General features: G+C 73.9%; 16 protein-coding genes and 1 pseudogene. 7 read left to right on the forward strand and 10 right to left on the reverse strand.

The genetic code is table 11. The features are described 5' to 3' along the window. Positions 1-99: 99 nt before the first annotated feature. Together DJ476_RS23020 and DJ476_RS23025 are read left to right on the forward strand one after the other, a co-directional pair. Positions 100-2,193 (forward strand): peptidoglycan recognition protein family protein, encoded by a 2,094-nt coding sequence (locus DJ476_RS23020; protein ID WP_208853523.1) that lies wholly within the window; start codon positions 100-102, stop codon positions 2,191-2,193. Continuing rightward, entirely contained in the window at positions 2,193-4,088 is a 1,896-nt protein-coding gene (locus DJ476_RS23025; RefSeq protein WP_112491422.1) for a PhoX family protein, read from the forward strand. Before DJ476_RS23020 ends, DJ476_RS23025 begins: the two co-directional genes overlap by 1 nt. Positions 4,089-4,191: 103 nt before the next feature. Here the strand turns inward: DJ476_RS23025 and DJ476_RS35735 are convergent, their stop codons facing one another. After that, complete coding sequence (locus DJ476_RS35735; RefSeq protein ID WP_318294769.1) at positions 4,192-5,853, reverse strand: PucR family transcriptional regulator; 1,662 nt, start codon at positions 5,851-5,853, stop codon at positions 4,192-4,194. Positions 5,854-5,986: 133 nt separating this feature from the next. Between DJ476_RS35735 and speB the strand changes: the two genes are divergently transcribed. Next, on the forward strand, positions 5,987-6,976 hold the full coding sequence (speB, locus tag DJ476_RS23040) for an agmatinase (RefSeq protein WP_103418282.1): 990 nt from the start codon (positions 5,987-5,989) through the stop codon (positions 6,974-6,976). Continuing rightward, the gene (locus DJ476_RS23045) at positions 6,973-8,655 is read left to right on the forward strand and encodes a thiamine pyrophosphate-binding protein (RefSeq protein ID WP_112491423.1); all 1,683 of its coding nucleotides are present in this window, start codon (positions 6,973-6,975) and stop codon (positions 8,653-8,655) included. Before speB ends, DJ476_RS23045 begins: the two co-directional genes overlap by 4 nt. A 45-nt stretch (positions 8,656-8,700) precedes the next feature. Here the strand turns inward: DJ476_RS23045 and DJ476_RS23050 are convergent, their stop codons facing one another. Both DJ476_RS23050 and DJ476_RS23055 read right to left on the reverse strand, forming a co-directional pair. Next, positions 8,701-9,159: a helix-turn-helix domain-containing protein gene (locus DJ476_RS23050; protein ID WP_112492596.1), complete on the reverse strand. Its 459-nt coding sequence runs from the start codon at positions 9,157-9,159 to the stop codon at positions 8,701-8,703. 30 nt (positions 9,160-9,189) lie between these two features. Continuing rightward, positions 9,190-9,507, reverse strand: a pseudogene (locus DJ476_RS23055) (type II toxin-antitoxin system RelE/ParE family toxin); the annotation flags it as partial. A gap of 242 nt (positions 9,508-9,749) precedes the next feature. On the opposite strand from DJ476_RS23055, the gene DJ476_RS23060 reads away from it, so the two are divergent. From DJ476_RS23060 to DJ476_RS23070, 3 genes are all read left to right on the forward strand, one after another. Beyond that, on the forward strand, positions 9,750-13,481 hold the full coding sequence (locus tag DJ476_RS23060) for an ABC transporter ATP-binding protein (protein ID WP_112491424.1): 3,732 nt from the start codon (positions 9,750-9,752) through the stop codon (positions 13,479-13,481). Between the two features lie 258 nt (positions 13,482-13,739). Next, positions 13,740-14,108 (forward strand): hypothetical protein, encoded by a 369-nt coding sequence (locus DJ476_RS23065; protein ID WP_070201273.1) that lies wholly within the window; start codon positions 13,740-13,742, stop codon positions 14,106-14,108. 124 nt (positions 14,109-14,232) lie between these two features. Beyond that, a complete protein-coding gene (locus tag DJ476_RS23070) occupies positions 14,233-15,720 on the forward strand; it encodes a S28 family serine protease (protein WP_112491425.1) in 1,488 nt (495 codons plus the stop codon). Positions 15,721-15,817: 97 nt separating this feature from the next. Here DJ476_RS23070 and DJ476_RS23075 read toward each other — a convergent pair whose 3' ends face one another. The 7 genes from DJ476_RS23075 to DJ476_RS23105 form a co-directional block, all read right to left on the reverse strand. Continuing rightward, a complete protein-coding gene (locus tag DJ476_RS23075) occupies positions 15,818-17,680 on the reverse strand; it encodes a glycoside hydrolase family 3 protein (protein WP_112491426.1) in 1,863 nt (620 codons plus the stop codon). A gap of 133 nt (positions 17,681-17,813) precedes the next feature. Beyond that, a complete protein-coding gene (locus DJ476_RS23080; RefSeq protein WP_112491428.1) occupies positions 17,814-19,046 on the reverse strand; it encodes a beta-ketoacyl-[acyl-carrier-protein] synthase family protein in 1,233 nt (410 codons plus the stop codon). After that, positions 19,043-19,336 carry a phosphopantetheine-binding protein gene (locus DJ476_RS23085; protein WP_103418288.1) on the reverse strand — a complete coding sequence of 98 codons (294 nt, stop codon included), beginning with the start codon at positions 19,334-19,336 and terminating at the stop codon, positions 19,043-19,045. Before DJ476_RS23085 ends, DJ476_RS23080 begins: the two co-directional genes overlap by 4 nt. Before the next feature lie 10 nt (positions 19,337-19,346). Further along, complete coding sequence (locus DJ476_RS23090; protein WP_112491429.1) at positions 19,347-20,528, reverse strand: beta-ketoacyl-ACP synthase III; 1,182 nt, start codon at positions 20,526-20,528, stop codon at positions 19,347-19,349. Positions 20,529-20,530: 2 nt separating this feature from the next. Further along, complete coding sequence (locus tag DJ476_RS23095; protein WP_070201267.1) at positions 20,531-21,376, reverse strand: SDR family NAD(P)-dependent oxidoreductase; 846 nt, start codon at positions 21,374-21,376, stop codon at positions 20,531-20,533. Further along, a complete protein-coding gene (locus DJ476_RS23100) occupies positions 21,373-22,452 on the reverse strand; it encodes a 3-oxoacyl-ACP synthase III family protein (RefSeq protein WP_112491431.1) in 1,080 nt (359 codons plus the stop codon). The genes DJ476_RS23095 and DJ476_RS23100 overlap by 4 nt, the downstream gene beginning before the upstream one ends. After that, the gene (locus tag DJ476_RS23105; protein WP_112491432.1) at positions 22,449-24,302 is read right to left on the reverse strand and encodes an acyl-CoA dehydrogenase family protein; all 1,854 of its coding nucleotides are present in this window, start codon (positions 24,300-24,302) and stop codon (positions 22,449-22,451) included. The genes DJ476_RS23100 and DJ476_RS23105 overlap by 4 nt, the downstream gene beginning before the upstream one ends. Positions 24,303-24,329 lie beyond the last annotated feature (27 nt).

The following is a 24,329-nucleotide window of genomic DNA, read 5'->3' on the forward strand; positions in this document are numbered from 1 at the left end:
CCGGTGCGCGGGCGCGCCCGCCCGTACCTCCCGTTCCCTCCCCTCTCCCCGCACGTCCAGCAGATCCGTGAGAGCCGAGAGAGCGGTGATCAGAGGACCATGGCGTCCGTCACCATCCAGAAGAGGTCCGTATGGGCCGTGCACATCGACATGCCGTTGGCCACGCGCCTGTGGGAGGGCCGCGACAACGACTGGTACATCCGCACCTACGGCAAGCCGCCGCAGCCCTCCGGCCGGACCTGGGAGCCGTGGCGGGGCGGGGTCTTCGTCCACTACACAGGGAGCCGGACCTCCTTCTCCCCGGCCTCGGAGACGGACTGCCGCAAGAAGGTCGCGAGCATGTTCGCCGACCACTACCCGGACTCCGGCGACATCAAGTACAACTACCTCGTCTGCCCGCACGGCACGGTCTACGAAGGCCGGGGCCACCAGCGGGGCGAGGCTAACGGCGGCGCCACCATCGCCCTGAGCGGCGGGCGTGAACTCGGCCGCAACACCGCCTTCTACTCGATTCAGGGCATGCTCGGCGTCCCCGACAAGCCGACGTCCGCGATGCTCGCGTCGATGAAGAAGCTCATCCACCACCTGCGCTACGAACTCCCGCGCGAGCGGCGGGCCGGAGGGGAACTCCTCCCGCACCGGGCAGGCGGCTGGGACACCGAGTGCCCGGGGGCGAACCTGCTCCCGTACGCGAAGGCCGGCTCGTCCATCGACCCCGAACCGCCCGCCAAGCAGGGCGCGGAGGCCGCCGCCCTGAACATCATCTCCCGGGGCTCCTGGGGAGCGCGGGCCCCGAAGTCGGTCGTCAAGGTGCCCGCGTCGGAGCGCAGGGGCTTCGTGGTCCACTACTCGGCCGGACCGTCCTCGCAGACCGTGCGGCAGATCCAGAACTACCACATGGACTCCAACGGCTGGTCGGACATCGGCTACAACTTCCTGGTGGACACCGCGGGCCGCATCTACGAGGGCCGGGGCTGGAACAACGAGGGCGCCCACACCTCCGGTTACAACCGGTCGCACATCGCCGTCTGCTTCATCGGCCGGGACGGGGACGCCACCAAGGCGGCCAAGGTCTCGATCCGCAGCCTCTACGAGAAGGCGAACACCGTCTTCGGCCGGACGCTCTCCAAGACGTACCACAGCGCCCTGGGCTCCACCTCCTGCCCCGGCAACGACCTCCGCGCCTGGGTGAGTTCGGGGATGCCGGTGGACGGCTGGTCGGACATCGGCGACGGTGACGGCGGAGGCGGCGGCGGGGGCACCGGCGGCGTACGGTCGGTGGCCTCCCAGCAGAAGGCGGTCAACAGCCTCGGCTACACACCGCCGTTGGACGTCGACGGGATCACGGGCCCGAAGACCGTCGCCGGTGTCAAGTGGCTCCAGGCCAAGGTCGGCGTCACCGCGGACGGGATCTGGGGCCCGGACACGGAGGCCGCCTACCGCGCGTACACCAGCACCGGCGGCCCCGGGAAGGGCATGAGCTCGGTCCGGTCCATCGCCTCGCAGCAGAAGGCGGTCAACGACCTGGGCCACACGCCGAAGCTGGACGTCGACGGCGTGTTCGGCCCGCGGACCGAAGCCGGTGTGAAGTGGCTCCAGACCAGGGCCGGGGTCCCCGCGGACGGACTGTGGGGCCCCGCGACGGAGGCCGCCTACCGCGACCTCGCCAAGGGCGGCGCCACCTGGTCCGACGGCGGCCTGACGACGGTCCGGTCCGTCCTGCGCCAGCAGAAAGCCGTCAACAGCCTGGGACACACGCCCAAGTTGACGGAGGACGGCCTCTTCGGCCCGCAGACCGAGACCGGGGTGAAATGGCTCCAGACCCGGGTGGGCGTCACGGCCGACGGCCTCTGGGGCCCGGACACCGAGACCGCGTTCACCCGCTTCTCCGACGGCCCGAACCTGACCGTGGACGGCGACTTCGGCCCCCGGACCATCGCCTTCACCCAGCGGGCCATCGGCGTCACCGCCGACGGCGTCTGGGGCGCCGAGTCCAAGCGCGCGCTCCAACGCCACCTCAACACCTGGTCCAATGCCGGACTGACCGTGGACGGCGACACCGGCCCGAACACGGTGAAGGCCCTGCAACGCCACCTGATGCTGATGACCGGCACCAAGCTCACGATCGACGGCGCCTGGGGCACGACCACCACCAGGGCGCTCCAGACCGCGCTGAACCAGGGGAGGTTCTGATGCGCGACGACACGCAGACCGCCACCACCCACCCGACGGCCGGACCCTCCAGACGGGGCGTGGTCGCCGGTGGCGCACTGGCGGCGGCAGGGCTGCTCGTCCTGGGCACTCCGGCGGCGGCCGCGCTCGCGCCCACCGCTCCGGCCCCGCCCGCCGGCCCCTCGCCCGCACCGGCCGGGGCGGCGGCCCGCCGGAGCCTCGCGCAGTTCACGGCCGTCGCGGCGAGCGAGGCGGACGCCGTCGCCGTACCGGCCGGCTTCCGGGCCGACGTCCTCGCCCCCTGGGGCGGCCCCGTCCACACGACCGGCCCCGACTGGCGGGCGGACGCGAGCGCGACGGCCGCCGACCAGGCGGGCCAGGTCGGCAGCCACCACCACGGTGTCCAGTTCCTCCCGCTCGACGACGGGCCGGAGGGCGAACCGCGCGGCCTCCTGGTGATCAGCCACGAGAGCACGGACCCCGCCCTGCTGGGCGGCGACGCCCGCAAGGCCATGGCCGCGCAGGGCCTGACCGTGCTGGAGATGCGGGAGGTGGAGGGCATCTGGGAGGTGGTGGACTCCGCGTACAACCGCAGGATCACCGCCGACTCGCCCGTACGGTTCTCCGGCCCGGTCCCGGCGCCGGGACCCGCGGCGGGCCGGGCGCGCGGGGTGCTGGCCCCGAGCGGCCAGGGCCTCACCCCCTGGGGCACCTGCCTGGTGGCCGAGGAGAACGCCGACGCCGTCTTCGGGACCGACGATCCGGAGTGGCGGCGCGGTGAGACGCACGTACGGTACGGGCTGTCCGCCGACGGCCACGGCCACCCCTGGCACCGGGCGGACGAGCGCTTCGACCTGGCCTCCGCCAAGGCGAGCCCCGAGCAGTTCGGCTGGATCGTGGAGCTGGACCCCCGGGACCCCTCGGCGCCCCCGGTCAAGCGGACCGCGCTCGGCCGGTTCGCCCACGGCGGCGCCACCGTGACCGAGGCGGCCGGACGCCTCGTCGTCTACAGCACGGACGCGGAGGACGGCGAGTACCTGTACAAGTACGTCAGCGCGGGCGACTGGCGGGAACTGCGGGCCAAGGGCCGGAGCCCGCTGGACCACGGCACGCTGTACGTGGCCCGGTTCGGCGCCGACGGCGGGGGCGACTGGCTCCCGCTGAGCCACGGCCACGGCCCGCTCACCCGCGACAAGGGCTGGCGCGACCAGGCCGACGTCCTCCTCCGGACCCGGCTGGCCGCCGACGCCCTGGGCGCCACCCCGCTGGCCCGGCCCGAACGGGTCGCGGTGAACCCGAGGGACGGCCGGGCCTACCTGGCACTGGCCAACAGCCCCGGCGGCCCGGCCTGCACGAGCGGCAAGGAGCCGGCCGCCGCCGACCGGGGGGTGTGCCGCACCACCGACCCGTACGGCCGCATCATCCGCTGGCGCGAGCAACCGGCCGGCCGCCGCACCCGGCAACCCGCCTTCCACTGGGAGGAGTTCCTGGCCGCCGACGACCCGGACCGCCCGGCCGACGGGGTCTTCGCCGCCCCCAAGGGCCTCTGGTTCTCCGCCGACGGCACGCTCTGGATCTCCACCGGGGTCTCCGGCCGCGACCTGGGAGGCCCCGCGCCCCTCCACCGGGCGGCCGGGAACAACGCACTGCTGGCCGCCGACCCCACGACCGGCGAGGTACGCCGCTTCCTCACCGCCCCCCGGGGCGCCGAGGTCACCGGCGTGACCACCACCCCCGACGCCCGGACGCTCTTCGTCAACATCCAGCACCCCGGCGAGCGCACGACCCGCTGGGGCACCCCGGACGCCAGCACCCCCCACAAGGTGAGCAACTGGCCCGACCACCACCGCTCCGGCCGCCCCCGCTCGGCCACGGTGGCGGTCCGCAGGGAGGAGGGGCGGGGGGAGGGGGCCTGAACCAGGTCCATCGGACCGCACCTCCTGAACCAGATCTCCTCGTCAACCAGATCTCCTCGTCAACCGGATCTCCTCGTTTCCGAATCACTGACACACTCCGCGGTCACGGGGCGGACGGCGGTTCCTGCCGCAGCGCGAACCACAACTCCGTCCGTACGTCCATGTCGTTGAGGTCCAACCCCAGCAACTCCGCACACCGTCCGATGCGTTGTCGGACGGTGTTGCGGTGTACGGCCAGGGCCACCGCCGTACGGTCCCAGCTGCCGTGGAGGGAGAGCCAGCAGCGCAGGGTCCCGGCCAGGGGCGGGGTGAGCGGGGCGAGGAGGGAGCGGGCGTGGGCGGCCGCCCGGTCGGGTGGGATCAGGGAAGCCAGACCGGTGGCGGGGGTCTCCGTCGCCAGGGGGGTGCGAGTCGCCTCCGCGTGGGCCAGGGCGCGGGCCGCCCGGAGGTCGGCGGCGGGGAGGGCGGGGAGCGGGGTGGGGGTGGCGGCGCCCAGGGTCCAGCCGGGTTGCGGGGCCGGGGCGTGGGGCTCCTGGAGCAGGACCCGTACTGCGTCGCCCTCCCCGTACCCCGCGTCCACCAGGGTCGAGCCCAGTGACGCACCTAGTGCCCCCGCCGTCAGGGCGTCCGCGCGCGTGCCGTCCGTGCGGCGGGCGTGGACCACCGTCCAGGGGCCTTCCGGGCCCAGCAGCGGGGCCACCTCGGCGGGGGAGGCGCCGAGCAGGAGCCGTACGAGCGCTGCCGAGCGGTCCGCCGCGGCCGTGCCCCGGTGCGGGGCGGTCAGGAGGGAGAGCAGGACCACCGCGATCCCTGCCACCGTGTGGTCGCCCGGTTCCCGTCGGCGCGTTGCCAGGGCGAGGGCCAGGCGCTCGCCTTGGGGCTGGGGCTGGGGCTGGGGCTGGGGCTGGGGCTGGGGCGGGGGTGCGGTGACGCGTTCGTCCCGGGAGTGCGTGCGGCGTTCGTCCCGGGCCTGGCCCCGGGTGGGGCGGTCGGCTCGCGTCGGGGTACGGAGGTCGCTCCGGTCCCGGGAGGAGGCGGAGGAGACCTCGCCGCCCAGCGCGTACGCCGACAGCTGCGTCCCGCCCGCCGTGTCCGTGGCCGAGGCGGGGGCGCCCGGGCGGTCGCGGGTGACCAGGCCGGCCAGGCGCGCCAGGGCCGCGGCCGCCTCCGGGGACGGGTGGCGGCCCGCCGTGTGGAGTTCCTCGCCGGTCGCCGTCAGCAGAAGCGCCCGGCCGTCCAGGTGGGTGGCGAGCTGGTGGAGGACCGCCGGTACGGGGTCGGGGCGGGCCGCCGCCGTCGCCAGGGCCTGCTGGGCGCGGGTCACCCGGCGCAGCTCCCGGTGGCGGGCCTCGGCCATCAGCCGCCACACCGCCCGCGCGATCGTCGTGAACGGGGTCTCCGGCGGCACCTCCAGCAGCGGCAGACCGTACCGGTCGCACGCCTCGACCAGCGCCTCCGGGACGCTCTCGTGCACCGGCCGCACCCCGAACCCCAGCGCCGCCGCCCCCGCTTCCACCAGCCGCGCCACATAGCGGTCCGGGTCCGTGAGCAGCACCCCGGCGCTCAGCAGCAGCTCACCGCCGAGGAGGTACGGGTAGGGGTCGGCCATCTCCGAGGTGTGCACCCAGAGCAGGTCGGCGTCGGCCGGGCCCGCGATCCGGCGCAGGCCCAGCTCCTCGCGGGCGAGCAGGGCGGCGAGCGGGACGGGAGGAGTGGGCGGGCCCGGGGCGGTCACGGAGGGCGGCGGCATGGATGATTCGTCCATTCGGGGCGGTGCTGATGGAGGAAACGTACACTTCTGCCCCGCCCCCGGGCCACCTACCGTCTTCCTCGCACCCGTGTCTGCCCGCACCCCGCACACTGGACACCGTACGAACCCGAAGGAAAGGCACACCCCCATGAGCAGCAACGAAGCGCCGCGCGGCCCCGTCGACTCCTCCCGCATCCCGCGGTACGCCGGGCCCGCGACGTTCGCCCGGCTGCCCCGGCTCGACGAGGTCGGCCGCACCGACGTCGCCGTCGTCGGCGTGCCCTTCGACAGCGGGGTCTCCTACCGGCCCGGCGCCCGCTTCGGCGGCAACGCCATCCGTGAGGCCTCCCGGCTGCTGCGCCCGTACAACCCGGCCCAGGACGCCTCCCCGTTCGCCCTCGCGCAGGTCGCGGACGCCGGGGACATCGCGGCCAACCCGTTCAACATCAACGAGGCCGTGGAGACCGTCGAGGCCGCCGCCGACGACCTGCTGGGCACCGGCGCCCGCCTCATGACGCTCGGCGGCGACCACACCATCGCCCTGCCGCTCCTGCGCTCCGTCGCCAAGAAGCACGGGCCCGTCGCCCTGCTCCACTTCGACGCGCACCTGGACACCTGGGACACCTACTTCGGCGCCGAGTACACCCACGGCACCCCGTTCCGCCGGGCCGTCGAGGAGGGCATCCTCGACACCTCCGCCCTCTCCCACGTCGGCACCCGCGGCCCGCTCTACGGCAAGCAGGACCTGACCGACGACGAGAAGATGGGCTTCGGCATCGTCACCTCCGCCGACGTCATGCGGCGCGGCGTCGACGAGATCGCCGACCAGCTGCGCCAGCGCATCGGGGACCGGCCGCTCTACATCTCCATCGACATCGACGTCCTGGACCCGGCGCACGCCCCCGGCACCGGCACCCCCGAGGCCGGCGGCCTCACCTCCCGCGAGCTGCTGGAGATCCTCCGCGGGCTCTCCTCCTGCCACCTGGTCTCCGCCGACCTGGTCGAGGTGGCGCCCGCGTACGACCACGCCGAGATCACCTCCGTGGCCGCCTCCCACACCGCGTACGAGCTGACGACGATCATGTCCCGCCAGATCGCGGCCTCCAGGGGCCCGAAGAGCGCCGAGGACGCCCGGTGAGCCACGACCACGACGACCGGCCGCAGCTCACCGCCGCCCAGGCCGCCGCCGTACTCACCCCGCCGCCCGGCCGCACCGGCGGTGACCTCGTCGTCGAGTCCCTCCAGGGGCTCGGCGCGACCACCGTCTTCGGGCTGCCCGGCCAGCACGCGCTCGGCATGTTCGACGCGCTGCGCCGCTCGTCGCTCCGGTACGTCGGACTCCGCGTCGAGAACAACGCCGGGTTCGCCGCCGACGCGTACGGCCGGATCACCGGCGAGGTCGCCCCGCTCCTCCTCTCCACCGGGCCCGGCGCGCTCACCTCGCTCGCCGCGCTCCAGGAGGCCGCCGCCGCCTCCGCGCCCGTCCTCGCGATCGCCAGCCAGGTCCCCACGGCGGGGCTCGGCGGCGGGCGCCACGGCTACCTCCACGAGCTGCGCGACCAGCAGGCCTCCGTCCGCGACATCGTGAAGTCCGTGCACACCGTGCGGGCCGCCTCGCAGATCCCGTCCGCGATCGCCGCCGCCTGGGAGTCCGCGCTGACCGCCCCGCACGGGCCGGTCTGGGTGGAGATTCCGCAGGACGTGCTGCTGGCGGAGACGACGCTGCCGGTCGTCAGCGCCATGGACGCCACCCCGCGCGAGCTGTACCCGCGCCCGGAGCTGACGATCGCCGCCGCGCACCTGCTGTCCAGCGCCGAGCGCCCGGTGATCATCGCGGGCGGCGGAGTCGTCCGCTCCGACGCCTCCGGCAAGCTGCGCGCGCTGGCGGAGCGGATCGACGCCCCCGTCGTCACCACCTTCGGCGGCAAGGGCGCCTTCCCCTGGGAGCACCCGCTCTCGCTGCGCTCCTGGCTGGAGGACCGGCACACCACCGACTTCCTGGAGGACGCGGACGTCCTGCTCGTCGTCGGCTCGGGGCTCGGGGAACTCTCCTCGAACTACCACACCTTCCGCCCGCGCGGCCGGGTGATCCAGATCGAGGCGGACGCCGGGAAGCTGGAGTCCAACCACCCCGCGCTCGGCATCCACTCCGACGCCCGCGAGGCGCTGTCCGACCTGCTGGAGGCGGTCGAGCGGCGCGAGGACCCGGGGGCGGCGGAGCGTGTCCGTACGGTGCTGGAGAAGGTACGGGTCCGGATCGACGCCCAGGAACTGACCCTGGAGCAGCAGGTCCTCGCCGCCGTCCGCCAGGCGCTGCCGGACGGGTCGCCCAGCTTCTGGGACATGACGATCCTGTCCTACTGGGCCTGGTCCGCCTTCGACGCCCGGCGCCCCAACACCATGCACTCCGCCCAGGGCGCGGGCGGCCTCGGCTACGCCTTCCCGGCGGCCATCGGGGCTGCCGCCGCCGACCCGACGACCCCGGTGCTCGCGGTCTCCGGGGACGGCGGGGCGATGTACTCCCTCGCGGAGCTGGCCACCGCCCGTCAGTACGACGCGCCGCTGACCTGGCTGATCGTGGACGACGGGGGCTACGGCATCCTGCGCGAGTACATGACGGACGCCTATGGCGAGGCCACGGGCACCGAGCTGGCCCGCCCGGACTTCGTCGCCCTCGCCGAGTCCTTCGGCGTCCCGGCCGTCCGCACCACCCCGGACTCCCTCGCCACCGACCTCGCCAAGGCCCTCGCGGCCCCGGGGCCCTCCGTCGTCGTGCTTCCGGCCCTGCTGCGGATGTTCGAGCCGACGCATCTGTAGGACGCCGCCGTGGCTGCGGGGGGTGCGTCTGCGGGGCGCGCCCCCTCAGCCCGTGGCCGCCGCCCTCTCCGGGCCCGCTCCCGCCGCCGTCTCTTCCCCGGCGGTGGACGCGGGTTCCGTGGCGGGCGGCTCCGTGCCGGTCCCCGTGTGGGCGGGGCCATGGGGGATGAAGGAGACGCGGACGCCCTCGCCCAGCGGCGTCAGACTGAAGTCGGCGTCCAGGGCACGGGCGAGCCGGGCCAGCAGGGGCACCGTCGGCATGGAGCCCCCCAGTTCCAGCTTGGAGACCTGCGGCTGGCTCATCCGCGCCCGCCGGGCCAGCTCGGTCTGGGCCAGCCCCAGCGCCGTACGGCGGTCGTAGACGGCCTGCCCGAGGTCCCAGGCCAGATCCAGCTCCTGGCGGCGCCTCACCCGCTCCGCGCTCTCCGCACTGTCCTCGCCCTCCGAAATGCTCTCGGCGACCTTCCGGTCCCGGGCAAGCTTCCACTGTGCGTGACTCACCATGTGGCTCTTCCTTTCCAGACGTCGCGTCTGGACATCGCGGATGAATGTGTCGTGGGCGGGCCCGTGCTCCGTCTCGCAGACCGCCTTGGCGCGCCTGGCCCGGGCGATCTCCGCATTCTCGCGCTGCCGTGTCGTGCGGAAGACGGTCAGCAGGACGACCCGGCGGCCAGGCGCCAGCCAGTACGACATTCGTACGGCCTCGTGATTGCGTCCCATCTCGAATCTGAGCTCCCGCACCCCGTCCCCGATGAACCGGGAGTGCGGCTCGCCCAGCGTGGTCGCGCTCCGCGCCAGCCTGCCCGCCGCGTGGGCCGCCCGCTCGTAGTCACTCGCCGGCAGGTTCGTCAGTCACAGTCGGACCTCCGGCTCGATCTCGATGATGAAGGGTGCTTTCATATAGTGAACCGTATATATCCAGCAGTGTATAGCAGTATGGAGCGAGCCGGAAATCCATCGGACGAGTGTGACGCCGTCGGGCGTTGACCCGGCCACCCCTTTTGTTGCGGAGGGATGAAATCCGCCCCCCACCGCGTTGGTGCCTTCCGGAAGATCAGGCGGAACAGCTGGATCAGCGGAACTGGAGGCAACGCGTGGCGGGCGCAGACGGACAGGGGTGGGGCCGGCGGCTGACCGGGTACGCGTGGCGGTACCGGCGCAACGTCGTGCTCGCGCTCGGCTCCTCGCTCGCCGGGATGGCCGTCATGGCCCTCGTCCCGCTGATCACCAAGGTGATCATCGACGACGTCGTCACCGACCGGACCCGCTCGCTCCTTCTCTGGACCGGCCTCCTCGTCGGCGCCGCCGTCCTCGTCTACATCGCCACCTACATCCGCCGCTACTACGGCGGCCGGCTCGCCCTCGACGTCCAGCACGACCTGCGTACGGACATGTACGCGACCATCACCCGGCTCGACGGCAGACGGCAGGACGAGCTGTCCACCGGGCAGGTCGTCGGCCGGGCCACCAGCGACCTCCAGCTGATCCAGGGGCTGCTGTTCATGCTCCCGATGACCATCGGGAACGTCCTGCTCTTCCTGATCTCCCTGGTGATCATGGCGTGGCTCTCCCTGCCGCTCACCCTCGTCGCCCTCGCCGTCGCCCCCGCCCTCTGGTTCATCGCCCGCCGCTCCAAGGCCCGCCTCTTCCCCGCCACCTGGTACGCCCAGGGCCAGGCCGCCGCCGTCGCCGGAGTCGTCGACGGGGCCGTCTCCGGGGTCCGGGTCGTCAAGGGGTTCGGGCAGGAGGACCAGGAGACCGGGAAGCTCCGCGAGGTCAGCAGGCGGCTCTTCGCCGGGCGGCTGCGCACCATCCGGCTCAACGCCCGCTACACCCCCGCCCTCCAGGCCGTCCCCGCGCTCGGCCAGGTCGCCATGCTCGCCGTCGGCGGCTGGCTGGCCACCCGGGGCGAGATCACCCTCGGCACCTTCGTCGCCTTCTCCACCTACCTCGCCCAGCTCGTCGGCCCGGTCCGGATGCTCGCCATGGTCCTCACCGTCGGCCAGCAGGCCCGGGCCGGTGTGGAGCGCGTGTTGGAGCTGATCGACACCGAGCCGTCGATGCAGGACGGGACGAAGGAGCTGCCGGCCGACGCCCCGGCCGGGATCGAGTTCGACGACGTACGGTTCGGCTACGACGACGACCGGCCCGTACTGGACGGGTTCTCGCTCACCGTCGAACCCGGCGAGACCGTCGCCGTCGTCGGCGCCTCCGGCAGCGGCAAGTCCACCGTCTCGCTCCTGCTGCCCCGCTTCTACGACGTCTCCCACGGCGCCGTCCTCATCGGCGGCCACGACGTCCGCGAGCTGACCCAGGCCTCCCTGCGCGCCGCCATCGGGCTCGTCCCCGAGGACAGCTTCCTCTTCTCCGACACCGTCCGCGCCAACATCGCCTACGGCCTCCCCGGCGCGACCCAGGAGCAGATCGAGCAGGCCGCCCGCGCCGCCCAGGCCCACGGGTTCATCACCGAACTGCCCGACGGCTACGACACCACCGTCGGTGAACACGGCCTCACCCTCTCCGGCGGCCAGCGCCAGCGCGTCGCCCTCGCCCGCGCCATCCTCACCGACCCCCGGCTCCTCCTCCTGGACGACGCCACCTCCGCCGTCGACGCCCGCGTCGAGCACGAGATCCACGAGGCGCTCAAACAGGTGATGGAGGGCCGCACCACCCTCCTCATCGCCCACCGCCGCTCCACCCTGCAGCTGGCCGACCGCATTGCCGTCCTGGACGGCGGGAAGCTCGCCGCCCTCGGCACCCACGAGGAGCTGGAGCGCACCTCCGCCCTCTACCGCCGCCTCCTCACCGACCCCGACGAGCTGGGCGGTACGTCCCCGGGCCACCGGCCCCCGCGCGCCGAGGCCGACCCCGACGGCGACCGGGCCCTGAAGCAGGAGCTGGACGCCGAGTTCGACGCCGAGCGCGGGGTCACGCCCCAGCTCTGGATCCGCAAGGAGGAGGAGCGGGACGCCTCGGTCGCCGGGATGCCCGCCACCCCCGAGCTGCTCGCCCAGGTCGAGGCGCTGCCGCCCGCCACGGACACCCCGCAGGTCGACGAGGCCCGGGCCGTGCGCCCCGAGGACTCCTACGGGCTGCGCCGGCTGCTGCGCGGCTTCGGCGGGGCCCTGCTCCTGGCCCTCGGGCTGGTCGCCGTCGACGCCGGGATGGGCCTGCTGCTGCCGGTCCTCATCCGGTACGGCATCGACGAGGGCGTCAACCGGGTGGCGATGGGCGCGGTCTGGGCCGCCTCCGCGGTCGCCCTGGCCACCGTGCTCGTCCAGTGGGTGGCCCAGACGGGCGCGATCCGGGTGACCGGCCGGACCGGCGAGCGGGTCCTCTACTCGCTCCGCCTCAAGATCTTCGCCCAGCTCCAGCGGCTCGGCCTCGACTACTACGAGCGCGAGCTGACCGGCCGGATCATGACCCGGATGACCACGGACGTGGACGCGCTCTCCACGTTCCTCCAGACCGGCCTGGTCACCGCGTTCGTCTCCGTCGTCACCTTCTTCGGCATCATGGTCGCGCTGCTGGTCCTGGACATCCAGCTCGCCCTGGTCGTCTTCGCCACCCTGCCCGTGCTGGTCGTCGGGACCTTCTTCTTCCGCCGCAGCAGCGTCAAGGCGTACGAACTGGCCCGTGAACGCATCAGCGGGGTCAACGCCGACCTCCAGGAGTCCGTCTCCGGCCTCCGTATCGTCCAGGCCTTCGGCCGGGAGCACGACGGCGCCGCACGGTACGCCGAGCGCAGCGACGGCTACCGCCGGGCGAGGGTCCGCGGCCAGTGGCTGATCTCGGTCTACTTCCCCTTCGTCCAGCTCCTCGCCTCGATCGCCGCCGCGGCCGTCATCATCGTCGGCGCGGGCCGGATCGAGGCCGGCACCCTCACCACCGGCGCCCTGGTCGCCTACCTCCTCTACATCGAGCTGTTCTTCGCCCCCGTCCAGCAGCTCTCCCAGGTCTTCGACGGCTACCAGCAGGCCACCGTCTCCCTCGGCCGCATCCAGGAGCTGCTGCGCGAACCCACCTCCACCGCCGACCCGGACGAACCCCTCGACGTGCTCTCCCTGCGCGGCGAGATCGCCTTCGAGAACGTCTCCTTCGCGTACGGGGACGAGGAGGAGGCCCTCACCGGCATCGACCTCCGCATCCCGGCCGGGCAGACCGTCGCCTTCGTCGGTGAGACCGGCGCGGGCAAGTCCACCCTGGTCAAGCTGGTCGCCCGGTTCTACGACCCGACCGGCGGGCGCGTCACCGCCGACGGCACCGATCTGCGCCGGCTCGACATGACCGCCTACCGCCACCGCCTCGGCGTCGTCCCGCAGGAGGCGTACCTCTTCGCCGGCACGGTCCGCGACGCCATCGCCTACGGACTCCCCGACGCCACCGACGCCCGGGTGGAGGCCGCCGCCCGCGCGGTCGGCGCCCACGAGATGATCGCCACCCTGGAGGGCGGCTACCTCCACGAGGTCGCCGAGCGCGGCCGTAACCTCTCCGCCGGGCAGCGCCAGCTCATCGCGCTCGCCCGCGCCGAGCTGGTCGACCCCGACATCCTGCTCCTCGACGAGGCCACCGCCGCCCTGGACCTCGCCACGGAGGCCCTGGTCAACCAGGCCACCGACCGGCTCGCCGGCCGCCGCACCACCCTGGTGGTGGCCCACCGCCTGACCACCGCCGCCCGCGCCGACCGGGTCGTGGTGATGGACCAGGGGCGCGTCGCGGAGGACGGCACGCACGACGAGCTGCTGGCCCGGGACGGGCGGTACGCCCGGCTGTGGCGCACGTTCATAGGACAGGACATAGGCGAGGACGAGACGGCCGACGTCTGAACGGGTCAACGGCCGACGTCTGAACCGGCGGACCTCTGAACAGGCCGACGTCTGAACCGGGCAACGGCCGGTCCCGGCAACGGCCGACACCCGGACCGGCCCCTCACCCGCCCCGTGCAACCCTCCAGGCCTCTGCCGCGTCGTAGGCAGAGACGCACCGGTGCGTACAGATGTCAGGTGGGGGCGGAAGTGTTCGACAGGGCGGTCAGATCCGGTCAGCGGCAACGGCGGCGGCAGCCCCGGCCCCGGCCCGGAGGGGTGGCGGCACGCCTGCTCGTCCTGCCGTTGCTGGCCGGACTCGTGCTCCTCCTCGGCACCCCGGCCACCGCCGCCCAGGCCGCCCCCGGCTGCTCCGGCCGCCCCGCGAAGACCGTCGCGTTCGCGACGGGGGAGCTGCGCGTCTACAAGAGCCGCACCCACGCGTGCGCGGTCGCCGTGGCCAAGGCGCCGGGCAAGAAACGGGCCATGAGCGTCACGCTCCAGCCGCGCGGCGGACGCGTGGTCAAGGACAGCGGTTCGTTCACCACGATGGCCGGTCCGGTGACGGTGAACGCCCTCAACCGTTGCGTACGGGCCACCGGAGCCGTCGCCGGGAAGTCGGCCTCCACCGGCTGGATCCTCTGCTGACCCGGCGCCGTTTCACCCGTACGGGAATCGTGTGAGCGCGCAGGACACACCCAACCGGGTCTGGCGCCCGGCACGTTGACCTCGCTAGGTTCACCGCCACTGTTGTGAATCAAGGGGAGGGTGTATGCGCAAGGCGCTCACAGGGGTTCTCTCGCTCGCGGTGCTCATCGGCACCGTCACGGCGGCGGGAGCCTCGGCCGGTGCGGCCACCGCCGCGGAACCGGACGCGAAGAGCAGGAGCACCGCCGCCGCACACGGTGGCGAGGCGAGCAACGAGGACATCAAGGACCGCATCCTGGCGATCCCGGGCATGAGCCTGATCGAGGAGAAGCCGTACTTCGGCTACCGCTACATCGTCCTCAACTACACCCAGCCGGTCGACCACCGGCGCCCGTCCAAGGGAACGTTCCAGCAGCGGATCACCGTGCTGCACAAGGACACCGCCCGCCCGACGGTCTTCTCCACCAGCGGCTACCACGTCTCCACCAACCCCAGCCGCAGCGAGCCGACGCAGATCGTCGACGGCAACCAGGTCTCCCTGGAGTACCGCTTCTTCACCCCGTCCCGCCCGGCGCCCGCCGACTGGTCCAAGCTCGACATCTGGCAGGCGGCCACCGACCAGCACCGGGTGTTCACGGCGCTCAAGAAGATCTACCCGCAGAAGTGGCTGGCCACCGGCGGCTCCAAGGGCGGCATGACCGCCACGTACTTCGAGCGGTTCTACCCGAAGGACATGGACGCCGTCGTGGCGTACGTGGCGCCCAACGACGTGGACGACCGCGAGGACTCCGCGTACGACCGGTTCTTCCGGAACGTCGGCACCAAGGAATGCCGCGACAAGCTCCAGGCGGTGCAGCGCGAGGGGCTGATCCGCCGGGGTCCGCTCCTGAAGAAGTTCAAGGAGCACGCCGCCGCCAACGAGCTCACCTACGCCACCCTCGGCTCCTTCGACCGCGCCTACGAGGCCGCCGTCATGGACTACATCTGGGCGTTCTGGCAGTACAGCACCCTCGCCGACTGCACCGAGATCCTGCCCGACGCCAAGAAGGCCACCGACGGGGAGATCTGGGACGCCATCGACGCGATCTCCGGCTTCGGCTTCTACTCCGACCAGGAGCTGGAGGCGTACACCCCGTACTACTACCAGGCGGGCACCCAGCTCGGCTCGCCGGACATCAGGCAGCCCTGGCTCGGCAATCTGAGCCGTTACGGCTACCAGCCCCCGCGCAACTTCGTGCCCCGCTCCATCCCCATGAAGTTCGACCGGGGCGCGATGCGGGACGTGGACCGCTGGGTCCGGAACAACGCCCGGCAGATGCTGTACGTGTACGGGGAGAACGACCCCTGGCGCGCGGAGCCGTTCCGCCTCGGGCGCGGCGCCAAGGACAGTCACGTCTACACCGTGCCGGGCGCCAACCACGGGGCCCGGATCTCCGGACTCCCCGACGCCGAGCGGGCGGAGGCCACCGCGGCCATCCAGCGCTGGGCGGGCGTCGCCCCGGCGGCCGTCCAGGCGGACCCGGCGAAGGCGAAGCCGCTGGCGAAGTTCGACACGCGGCTGGACCAGCTGAACGGTGAGGTCGAGCGCGGCGAGGAGGTCCTGCGCCCGTAGCCTCCGCGGCTGACGCACCTGTGCCCGCCGGCTCCTCGGAGGCGGCGGGCACAGGCGCGTAGCGGTGTGGTGCCGTGCAGTGCGGTGCGGTGCGCGGTCAGTACGTCAGTCCGTGCCCCACCGGGTACAGCACCCGCGCCGGGTCGTCCGCCCGCTGGACCGGGACCGGGAGTCTGCCCCGCGGCCGGGCGCGGCCCGCGATCACCCGGGCGGCGGCGCGGAGTTCGACGTCCGTCCAGGAGTAGGACGCCAGGACGGCGGCGACCCCGCGCCCGGTGAGGTGCGCGGCGTCGTACGGGTTGCGGATCGCGACGGCGACCACCGGGACGCCGGTCGCCACGAGGGCGTCGACCAGGGCGAGTTGGGTGCTGCTCGCGGTGAGGTTGTACGTGGCCACGATCACCGCGTCCTTGCCCCGCGCGGCGGCGACGGCTTCGGCGGTCCTCGCCGGGTTCGGGGCCGTACCGGTGGACAACGCCGTTGCGGAGAAGCCCAGTTCGGAGAAGACCTCCGTCAGGGTGGTGGTCGGCGGGCCCGTCGTGCCGGACGGGGACGCCGGGTCGGCGCCCACCACCAGCAGCCGCCGGTGGCTGCGGCGGGAGAGCGGGAGCAGGGCGCCGGGGTCGGCGAGCAGGGTCGTCGTCCGCTCCGCGATCCCGTCGGCCTCGGTGCGGTGCGGCCGGATGCCGACGGTGCGGTCGACGCCCCGGGCGCTGACGAACGGATCGCGGAACAGGCCCAGTCTCGTCTTCAGCCGCAGGATGCGCAGGATCGATTCATCGATCCGGGCCTCGCTGATCTCGCCGTCCTTGACCGCCTCCAGGACCGCGTTCCACGCGACGGAGAGGTTCGGCGGGTTGAGCAGCTGGTCCACGCCCGCCAGCAGGGCGAGGACCGGGACGCGGTCGTCGCCGTACTTCGTCCGTACGCCCTCCATGCCGAGCGAGTCCGTGACGACCACCCCGTCGTACCCCAGCTCCTCGCGGAGGATGCCGGTGAGGATCGGCCGGGAGAGGGTGGCCGGATCCTCGGACGGGTCGAGCGCCGGGACCACGATGTGGGCGGTCATGACCGAGTCGATACGCGCCCGGACCGCGGCCCGGAACGGCGGCGCGTCCAGCTCCTCCCACTCCTGCCGGGTGTGCTCGATGACGGGCAGCCCCGTGTGGCTGTCGGTGTTGGTGTCACCGTGGCCCGGGAAGTGCTTGGCGGTGGCCGCGACCCCGGCACCCTGGTACCCCTTCACCTGCGCCGCGACCAGGTCGGCCACCGACGCGGGGTCGGAGCCGAAGGAGCGTACGCCGATGACGGGGTTGGCCGGGTTGACGTTGACGTCGGCGTCGGGGGCGTAGTTCTGCTTGATGCCGAGCGCGGCCAGCTCGGTGCCCGCGATCCGGGCCGCCCGCCGGGTGTCGGAGCGCGAGCCGCCCGCGCCGAGTGCCATCGCGCCCGGCAGCAGCGTCGCGGGCTCCCCGACCCGGCAGACGATGCCGTGTTCCTGGTCGGTGGAGATGAGGAGCGGGATGCGGTGGCGCTCGGCCAGGGCGGCCCGCTGGATGCCGTTGGAGAGGGCGGCGATCTGGTGCGGGTCGCGGGTGTTGTGGGCCCAGGTGAAGTAGATGATTCCGCCGACGTGGTAGGCGGAGACCAGCTCGGCGGCCGTGCGGACCCCGATCTCGCGGAGGTTGGCGTCGATGTCGGCCTGGTCGGGGTCGGTGGCGGAGTGCCCGTACACCCGCATGACGAAGAGCTGGCCGACCTTCTCCTCCAGGCTCATCCCGGCGATGATCCACCGCAGCCGGCGGTCGGTGGAGGCGTCGTGGTGGCCGGACGCGGGGTGGTGCCCGGAAGCGGCGTGTGCGGAGGCGGGACCTGCGGTGGCGAGGGCGCCGGTGGCCGCGGCCACCGTGGCGGCGGCGGTGACGGTGAGGAGGGTGCGTCGTGAGGTGCGGTGGGGCACGTGTTAGCTCCTTCCTTGCCTGAAAGAAACTTCCAAGATGATACGGATATAGGGGAAGTAACTTTCGGTCAAGGGGGCGGGGGCGGACCGGGAGCGACACGCGCGCGAAGGAGTGGCCGCCCTGCGTCCCGTCTCAGACGGTCGTGAACGCCAGCACCGTGTTGTGCCCGCCGAAGCCGAGCGAGTGGCTGAGCGCGAGGCGCACGCGCTGCGGACGGGCGGCCCCGTGGACGAGGTCGATACCCGCCGTGGCGGCGTCGGGGGCCGTGAACCCGGCGGTGGGCGGTACGGTCCCGCGGACGACGGTCAGCACGGTGAGCGCCGCCTCGATCGCCCCGGCCGCGCCCATGGTGTGCCCGAGGACCCCTTTGGCCGAGGTGACCGAGGGGACTTGGAGACCTGTCCCGTACAGCTCGCGGATCGCCGTGGCCTCCACCGCGTCGTTGAGCGCGGTGGAGGTGCCGTGCGCGTTGATGTGATCGACCTCGCCCGGCCTGTGGCCCGCCCCGGCCAGCGCCAGGGCCGTCGCCGCCCGCAGCCCGGCGCCTTCGGGGTGCGGGGCGGTGGCGTGGTGGGCGTCGCCGGTGGCCCCGAACCCGGCCAGGAACGCCAGGGGCCGGGCCGTACGGGCGGTGGCGTGGGCGGTGCGTTCCAGGACGAGCACCCCGCACCCCTCGCCCAGCACGAACCCGTCCCGGTCCCGGTCGAACGGGCGTGAGGCCCCGCCCGGACCGTCCTCCCGCCGCGACAGCGCGCCCAGCTTGGCGAAGGCCGAGGCGCACAGGGGCGTGACCATGGCATCCGTACCGCCCGCCACGGCGACATCGCACACCCCGGCCCGTAACAGCAGAGCCGCCGTGATGATCGCCGTCGCCCCCGAGGCGCAGGCGCTGGAGGTCTGCAACGCGGGCCCGGTGGCGCCGAGTTCGAGGGCGAGCTGACCGGCGGCCATGTTCGGCAGGAAGGCCGGGAGCGTCATCGGGGAGAGCGCGCGGGGGCCGGAGGCGAGCAGCTTGCGGTGCTGCGCCTCCAGCGTGGCGACCCCGCCCGCCGCCGTGCCCACGACCACCGCGACCCGCCCGGGGTCCCACCGCCCCGGCTCCAGCCCTGCGGAGGCGAGGGCCTCGCGGGCGGCGGTGAGCAGGAACCGGGTGGCGGGGTCGAACCGCCAGAGCCGCCCCCGCACCCCTTCCTCCGCCGGAGGCGCCACCCGGCAGGCGAGCCGCACCGGCGCACCCGCTTCCGTCAGTACGGGGTCGACGCGCGCGGTCGCCCGCCCGGCGCACACCGTCTCCCAGGTGGCCTCGGTGCCGGTGCCGCCGGGTGTCACCAGCCCGATGCCGGTGACGGCGATGTCGTCGCTCACGGTGTGCCGTTCGCCGTGCTCGCCGTTGTGCTCGCGGCCGTGCTCGCGGCTGTGGCCGAATCGAGCAGAGCCGTCACCGAGCGGGCCACCTCGTCCACGGTCAGCTCGGCGGTGGCCTCGGAGTCGTCGAGCGGAACGCCCCACTCCTCCTGGAGGGTGACGTACAGCTCCACGACGGCCAGGGAGTCCAGCTCCAGGTCACCGAGGGTGGCGTCGGGGCGTATGAGATCGGCGGCGACCTCGAACTTGTCGGTGAGCAGGGTCACGAGGTGGGTGTAGACGTGTTCCATCGGGGGCTCCTCACAGGGGTGATGACGGTACGAAGACGGGGGAAGCGGCAGCGGGGGAGGTCGAGGTGGAGGCAGGGGCGGCGTCCGGCTCCGCGGTCGGCGGTCCGGTGGCCGAGTGCTCCGTCGGTTGTCCGGCATCCGGTTCCTCGGCCAGTGGCGTGACGTCGGGCCAGGTCAGGGCGGTGGACGCCCAGGTGAAGCCACCGCCGAACGCAGTGAGCAGGGTGCGCTCGCCGGGCACCACCGCCCGGTGCACGGCCGGGTCGGCCAGCACCAGGGGGACGGAGGCGGCGGCGGTGTTGCCCAGCTCGCGGATGTTGCCGTACCGGTGGGCGGGCGCGATGCCCAGCCGGTCACCGACCGAGTCCAGGATCCGCTGGTTGGCCTGGTGGCCGATGAACGCCCGTACGGAAGGGGCTCCCCAGCCCGCCCGCCGCAGCACGGCCTCGGAGGACCGGGTCATCCGGCGTACGGCGTGGGCGTAGACGGCACGGCCCTCCATGTGGAAGAAGTGCGCGTCCGGGCCGGGCGGCGGCAGCCGGCGTGGGTGTCGGGCACCGCCGCCCGGGATCGTGATCGCGGCCCGGCCCGCGCCGTCCGAGCCGAGGTCGGTGGCGTGGACGGCCCCGGGCTCGTCCCGCCCGCCGGGCCGCAGGAGCACGGCCCCGGCCCCGTCACCGAAGATCGGGGCGGTGGTCCGGTCGGCGGGGTCGACGATCGCGGTGTAGGTCTCGGCCGCGATGACCAGGGGCGCGGCGCAGACCCCACCGCGTACGAGCCCCGCCGCGACGGACAGGGCGTACAGGAACCCCGAGCAGACCGCCGACACGTCGAACGCGCCCACCGTCCCGAGCCCGAGCCGGTGGGCCACCTCCGGGGCGGTGGCCGGGCACGGGTGGTCGGGCGTGGAGGTGGCGAGCAGGACGAGGTCCGGGCGGACGCCCCCGGCGGAGGCGAGCGCCGCCCGGCCCGCGCCGACCGCCAGGTCGCCGGTGCTGGTGCCGGGGGAGACGTGGCGGCGGCGCTCGATGCCGGTACGGGCCCGGATCCAGCCGGGGTCGGTGAGCAGGGCGCCGCGCGCGATGACGGCGTCGTTGTCGACCACGCGCGGCGGGAGGCAGGAGCCGATGCCGGAGATGACGGCGGTGGGGGTGACGGCGGGAGGAACGGCGGGGTTCTCGTGGGTCCGCATCGTCAGCCCGTGGCCGCGAAGGGGGAGGGCGGCTTCGGGTGCCCGGCCAGCCCACCGTCGGGTACGGCAAGACCACCGTCGACGACCAGCGCGTGCCCGGTGACGAACGAGGAGGCGGGGGAGGCGAGGAAGAGCGTCGCCCCGACCACCTCGTCCACCGTGGCCCAACGCCCCAGCGGCACATGGCTGGTGAGCCACTCCGACAGGGCACCGGCCTCGCTGGCGAAGGCGGTCATGTCCGTACGCGTCCACCCCGGGCAGAGCGCGTTGACCCGCACCCCGCTCCGGGCCCAGCCGACCGCCAGACTCCGCGCCAGCGACAACTGGGCCGCCTTCGTGGCCGCGTACGCCTCCATCATCGGGGTGCCGACGATCCCGGCGATCGACGACATCAGCACCAGGCTGGCCCGCTCCGACTCCACCAGATACGGGTGGGCGGCCCGGCAGACGGCGGCCGTGGCGTTGAGGTTGACCGAGACGACGGTCTCCCAGTCCCGCTGCTCGGCGTGCTGGAGCGGCACCAGCAGCGGGCTGCCGTCCTCGGCGGCGGGCAGGGTCCCCGCGTTGTGCACGACGACGTCGAGCCCGCCGAGCGCGGCGGCGGCCCGGTCGACGAGCGCCGCCGCCACCCCCGGCTCCGCCAGGTCCCCGTCGAGCGCCACGGCCTTGCGGCCCCGCTCCGCCACCGCCCGTACGGTGGCGTCCAGCGCGGGCAGGGTCCGGGCGGTCACGGCGAGGTCGCACCCGGCGTCGGCGAGGGCCTCGGCGACGGCCCGGCCGATGCCCCGGGAGCCGCCGGTGACCAGGGCGCGGGCGCCGTCCAGGCGGAAGAGGTCGAGAGCGTTCATGACAGGTTCCTTTCCGGCGTACGGGGTCGGGGTACGGAGCGGTCGGCGGCGGCGGTCGGTACGGGCATCAGGGCGTCGGCCCCGCTCCAGGTGAGGAGGGCGCTGCCCCAGGTCATCCCGGCGCCGAAGACGGTGAGCAGCACCCGGTCCCCGGGGCGCAGTCCGTGCCGGGCAGCGGCGGCGGCGAGCGCGTAGGCGGCGCTGGCCGCCCCGATGTTGCCGACCTCGTCACCGACGACGACCAACCGCTCCGGCGGGATGCCGAGTTCGCCGCCGAGCCGCCGCAGCAGTACGGGGTTGGGCTGGTGGCAGACGAAGCACGCGATGTCCGCCACGCCGAGCCCGGCCCGGTCCAGGGCCTCGGTGATCAGCCGGGGCAGCACGTCGACGATGAACCGGCTGACGCTCCGCCCGTCCATGTGGATGCGATGGCTCCCGGCGGCGAGCGTGGCCGGGGCGGCGGGCAGCCGGCTGCCGCCGCCGGGGATCAGGACGAGCCCGGCCTGCGTCCCGTCGGAGCCGAGCCGGAAGTCCGCGAACCCGTGCCCCTCGGCCACCGGCCCCAGGACGGTGGCCGCCGCCCCGTCGGCGAAGAGGACGGAGGTGCCCCGGTCGGTGGGGTCGAGGAACTTCGAGTACGCCTCCACGCCGACGACCACCGCGTAGCCGTCCCGCTCGGACCCGCGCAGCCAGTCGTACGCCACCTTGGCGGCGAAGAGCCAGCCCGAGCAGGCCGCGCCGACGTCCAGGGCGACGGCCCGGTGGGCGCCGACGAGGGCCTGGACCCGGCAGGCGGTGGAGGGTCCCAGCTCGTCGGGGGTGGAGGTGGCGCAGACCAGCAGCCCGACGTCCGCGATCCCGACACCCGCCGCCTCGACCGCCGAGCGGACGGCGTGGGCGGCGAGGTCGGAGGCCGCCTCGTCGGGTCCGGCGACATGGCGGGTCAGGACGCCGGTACGCTCCCCGATCCACTGGGCGGTCACCCCGGCGTCCCGGGCCACTTCCTCGTTGTCCCGGACGCCGGCCGGGAGGTGGGTGCCGAGGCCGAGGACTCCGATGCGGCGGACGGCGGTCATGAGGTTGCCCCGCGCGCCCAGGTGAGCGTGGCGTCCAGGACACGGTGGTCCTCCGGCTCCTCGAACACCTCCAGCAGCACCGGCAGTTGCTCCATCACCGCATCGCAGAGCCGGTCGACGGCAGCGGACAGCGTCCCGGACTCCGCTGCCTCCAGGGGCCCGAGGGCGAGCAGTGAACCGGCCCAGCGGCGGGCGGAGAGCGCGCCGTGCAGGGCGGCCAGCGGAGTCAGAGCCCGTACGAGACCGGGGTCGCGGAGCCCTTCCAGGACCCGGACGACGTCATCGGCCATGAGCAGCGTGGCGTGCGCCTCGCCCAGCAGCCCGGCCCGCTCCAGCAGCGGGTTCCACCGCTCGAACGGGTCCCGGGACGCGTCGGCCGCGCCGAGCCAGAGCAACTCCCTGACGAGAGCGGCCCGATGGCGCCGGAGGAGGGCGGGCCACCAGTACGGGGAGGTGGGCTCCAGGGGCTCCCGCAGTTCCGGCTCCCGGCCGAGTCCCTCCTCCACGAGCGAGCGGCCTATGTCGTAGAAGACCAGCTGGCTGTCGCCGCCCGCCGTGTCGAAGGCGTGGTGGAAGTCGCGGTATCCGGCAAGACGGTTGGCGGTCAACTGGCCGGAGAAGCCGCACCGGTGCTGGCACGCGGCGGTGAGCCGGGCGGCGGTCCGGACGGTCACGGCCTTGTAGGCGGCGAGCGGCCGGCTGACGGCCGCCCAGGGCGTGAATCCCATGGCCTCCTCGCGCTCCGGCCCGGGCGGTACGGCGGCCCGGGCCCCGGTCCGTACGGCCAGGGCGCCGTCGGCGGCGCACGTCAGGGCGAAGGCGTCGGCCAGCGCGCCCAGGACCACGGTCTGCTGGCTCCGATAGGCGAGCAGCGGCACTCCGGGGGCGAGCCGGCTCTGCGTACGCCGCGTCCGGGCGTAGTGGACGGCCTGGACGGCGGTACGCCGGGAGGTGGCGGCGGCGACGGCGGGCATGGCCGCCCACAGCCCCTGGCCCACGCGCAGGGTGCGCTGGAGGCGCTGCTCCGGGGACCCGGCGGGGTCGTGGAACATCGCCGCCGTACCACTGCCTTCACCGCCGGGGGCGATCCGGGCCCCGTCGGAGAGCCAGTGGGCGGCCGCCACCCGGACGCGGTCGAACCGCACCTGTACGTAGTCGAGCGGCAGGGCGTCCAGCGCGATCGGGTCCGACAACTCGACGCCGGGGAGCGGCCCTTGCGCGTCGGTCAGGCCGACCATGAAGGCGAAGACCCCGCGGTCGGTCCCGCCCACGAAGAGCCGGGCCAGGACCACGCCCGTCTGCTCGACGCCCCCCGTACCGGCGCTCCCGAACTTGGCGGCGCCCGGCCCGGGGGTGTGCAGGACGAACGAGCCGTCGGCCGGGTCGAAGTCCGCGCGGGTTCCGGTGTCGAGGTGGCTGTTGGCCTGCCCGACCTCGGTGATCAGGTAGACGCCCTTGGCCCGGCCTTCCCGCAGGGCCGACAGCCGGGGCTCCAACCCGGCCTGATCGTCCGAGAGTTCGGTGAGGGAACCCAGGCAGAGCAGATGGTGGACCAGCCCCGCCAGGCAGAGGGAGGGGTCGGCGACGGCGGCATGGGCGTGGACGGCGGCGAGCCGCGCCGGGTCGTCGAGGATCCCGTCCCCGGGCGGCAACGCGTCGGCCAGTGACCGCAGTCGGCCCAGCAGGGCAGCCCCTCGGCCGGGGCCGTGGACCGGTCCGGGGTCACCGTCCGCGAGGGCCTTGCGGAGCGCGGTGAGGGCGGAGAGGGCGGCGGGATCGCAGGGGCCGTGGAGGAGCCGGAGTATCTCGGCACGGCCGCTCTCGGAGAGGGAGGGGGCGAGGGTCGTCATGCGTTCTCCTTTCGGTGGAGGGGAGTT

The organism is Streptomyces bacillaris (assembly GCF_003268675.1).
Lineage (GTDB): Bacteria > Actinomycetota > Actinomycetes > Streptomycetales > Streptomycetaceae > Streptomyces > Streptomyces bacillaris.

What these genes read in the sequence shown, in the direction of transcription:
- DJ476_RS23020 (WP_208853523.1), top strand. Translation starts at nt 100, where the DNA reads ATGGCGTCCGTCACCATCCAGAAGAGGTCCGTATGGGCCGTGCACATC.
- DJ476_RS23025 (WP_112491422.1), top strand. Translation starts at nt 2,193, where the DNA reads ATGCGCGACGACACGCAGACCGCCACCACCCACCCGACGGCCGGACCC.
- DJ476_RS35735 (WP_318294769.1), bottom strand. Translation starts at nt 5,853, where the DNA reads ATGGACGAATCATCCATGCCGCCGCCCTCCGTGACCGCCCCGGGCCCG.
- speB (WP_103418282.1), top strand. Translation starts at nt 5,987, where the DNA reads ATGAGCAGCAACGAAGCGCCGCGCGGCCCCGTCGACTCCTCCCGCATC.
- DJ476_RS23050 (WP_112492596.1), bottom strand. Translation starts at nt 9,159, where the DNA reads ATGGTGAGTCACGCACAGTGGAAGCTTGCCCGGGACCGGAAGGTCGCC.
- DJ476_RS23070 (WP_112491425.1), top strand. Translation starts at nt 14,233, where the DNA reads ATGCGCAAGGCGCTCACAGGGGTTCTCTCGCTCGCGGTGCTCATCGGC.
- DJ476_RS23085 (WP_103418288.1), bottom strand. Translation starts at nt 19,336, where the DNA reads ATGGAACACGTCTACACCCACCTCGTGACCCTGCTCACCGACAAGTTC.
- DJ476_RS23090 (WP_112491429.1), bottom strand. Translation starts at nt 20,528, where the DNA reads ATGCGGACCCACGAGAACCCCGCCGTTCCTCCCGCCGTCACCCCCACC.
- DJ476_RS23095 (WP_070201267.1), bottom strand. Translation starts at nt 21,376, where the DNA reads ATGAACGCTCTCGACCTCTTCCGCCTGGACGGCGCCCGCGCCCTGGTC.
- DJ476_RS23100 (WP_112491431.1), bottom strand. Translation starts at nt 22,452, where the DNA reads ATGACCGCCGTCCGCCGCATCGGAGTCCTCGGCCTCGGCACCCACCTC.
- DJ476_RS23105 (WP_112491432.1), bottom strand. Translation starts at nt 24,302, where the DNA reads ATGACGACCCTCGCCCCCTCCCTCTCCGAGAGCGGCCGTGCCGAGATA.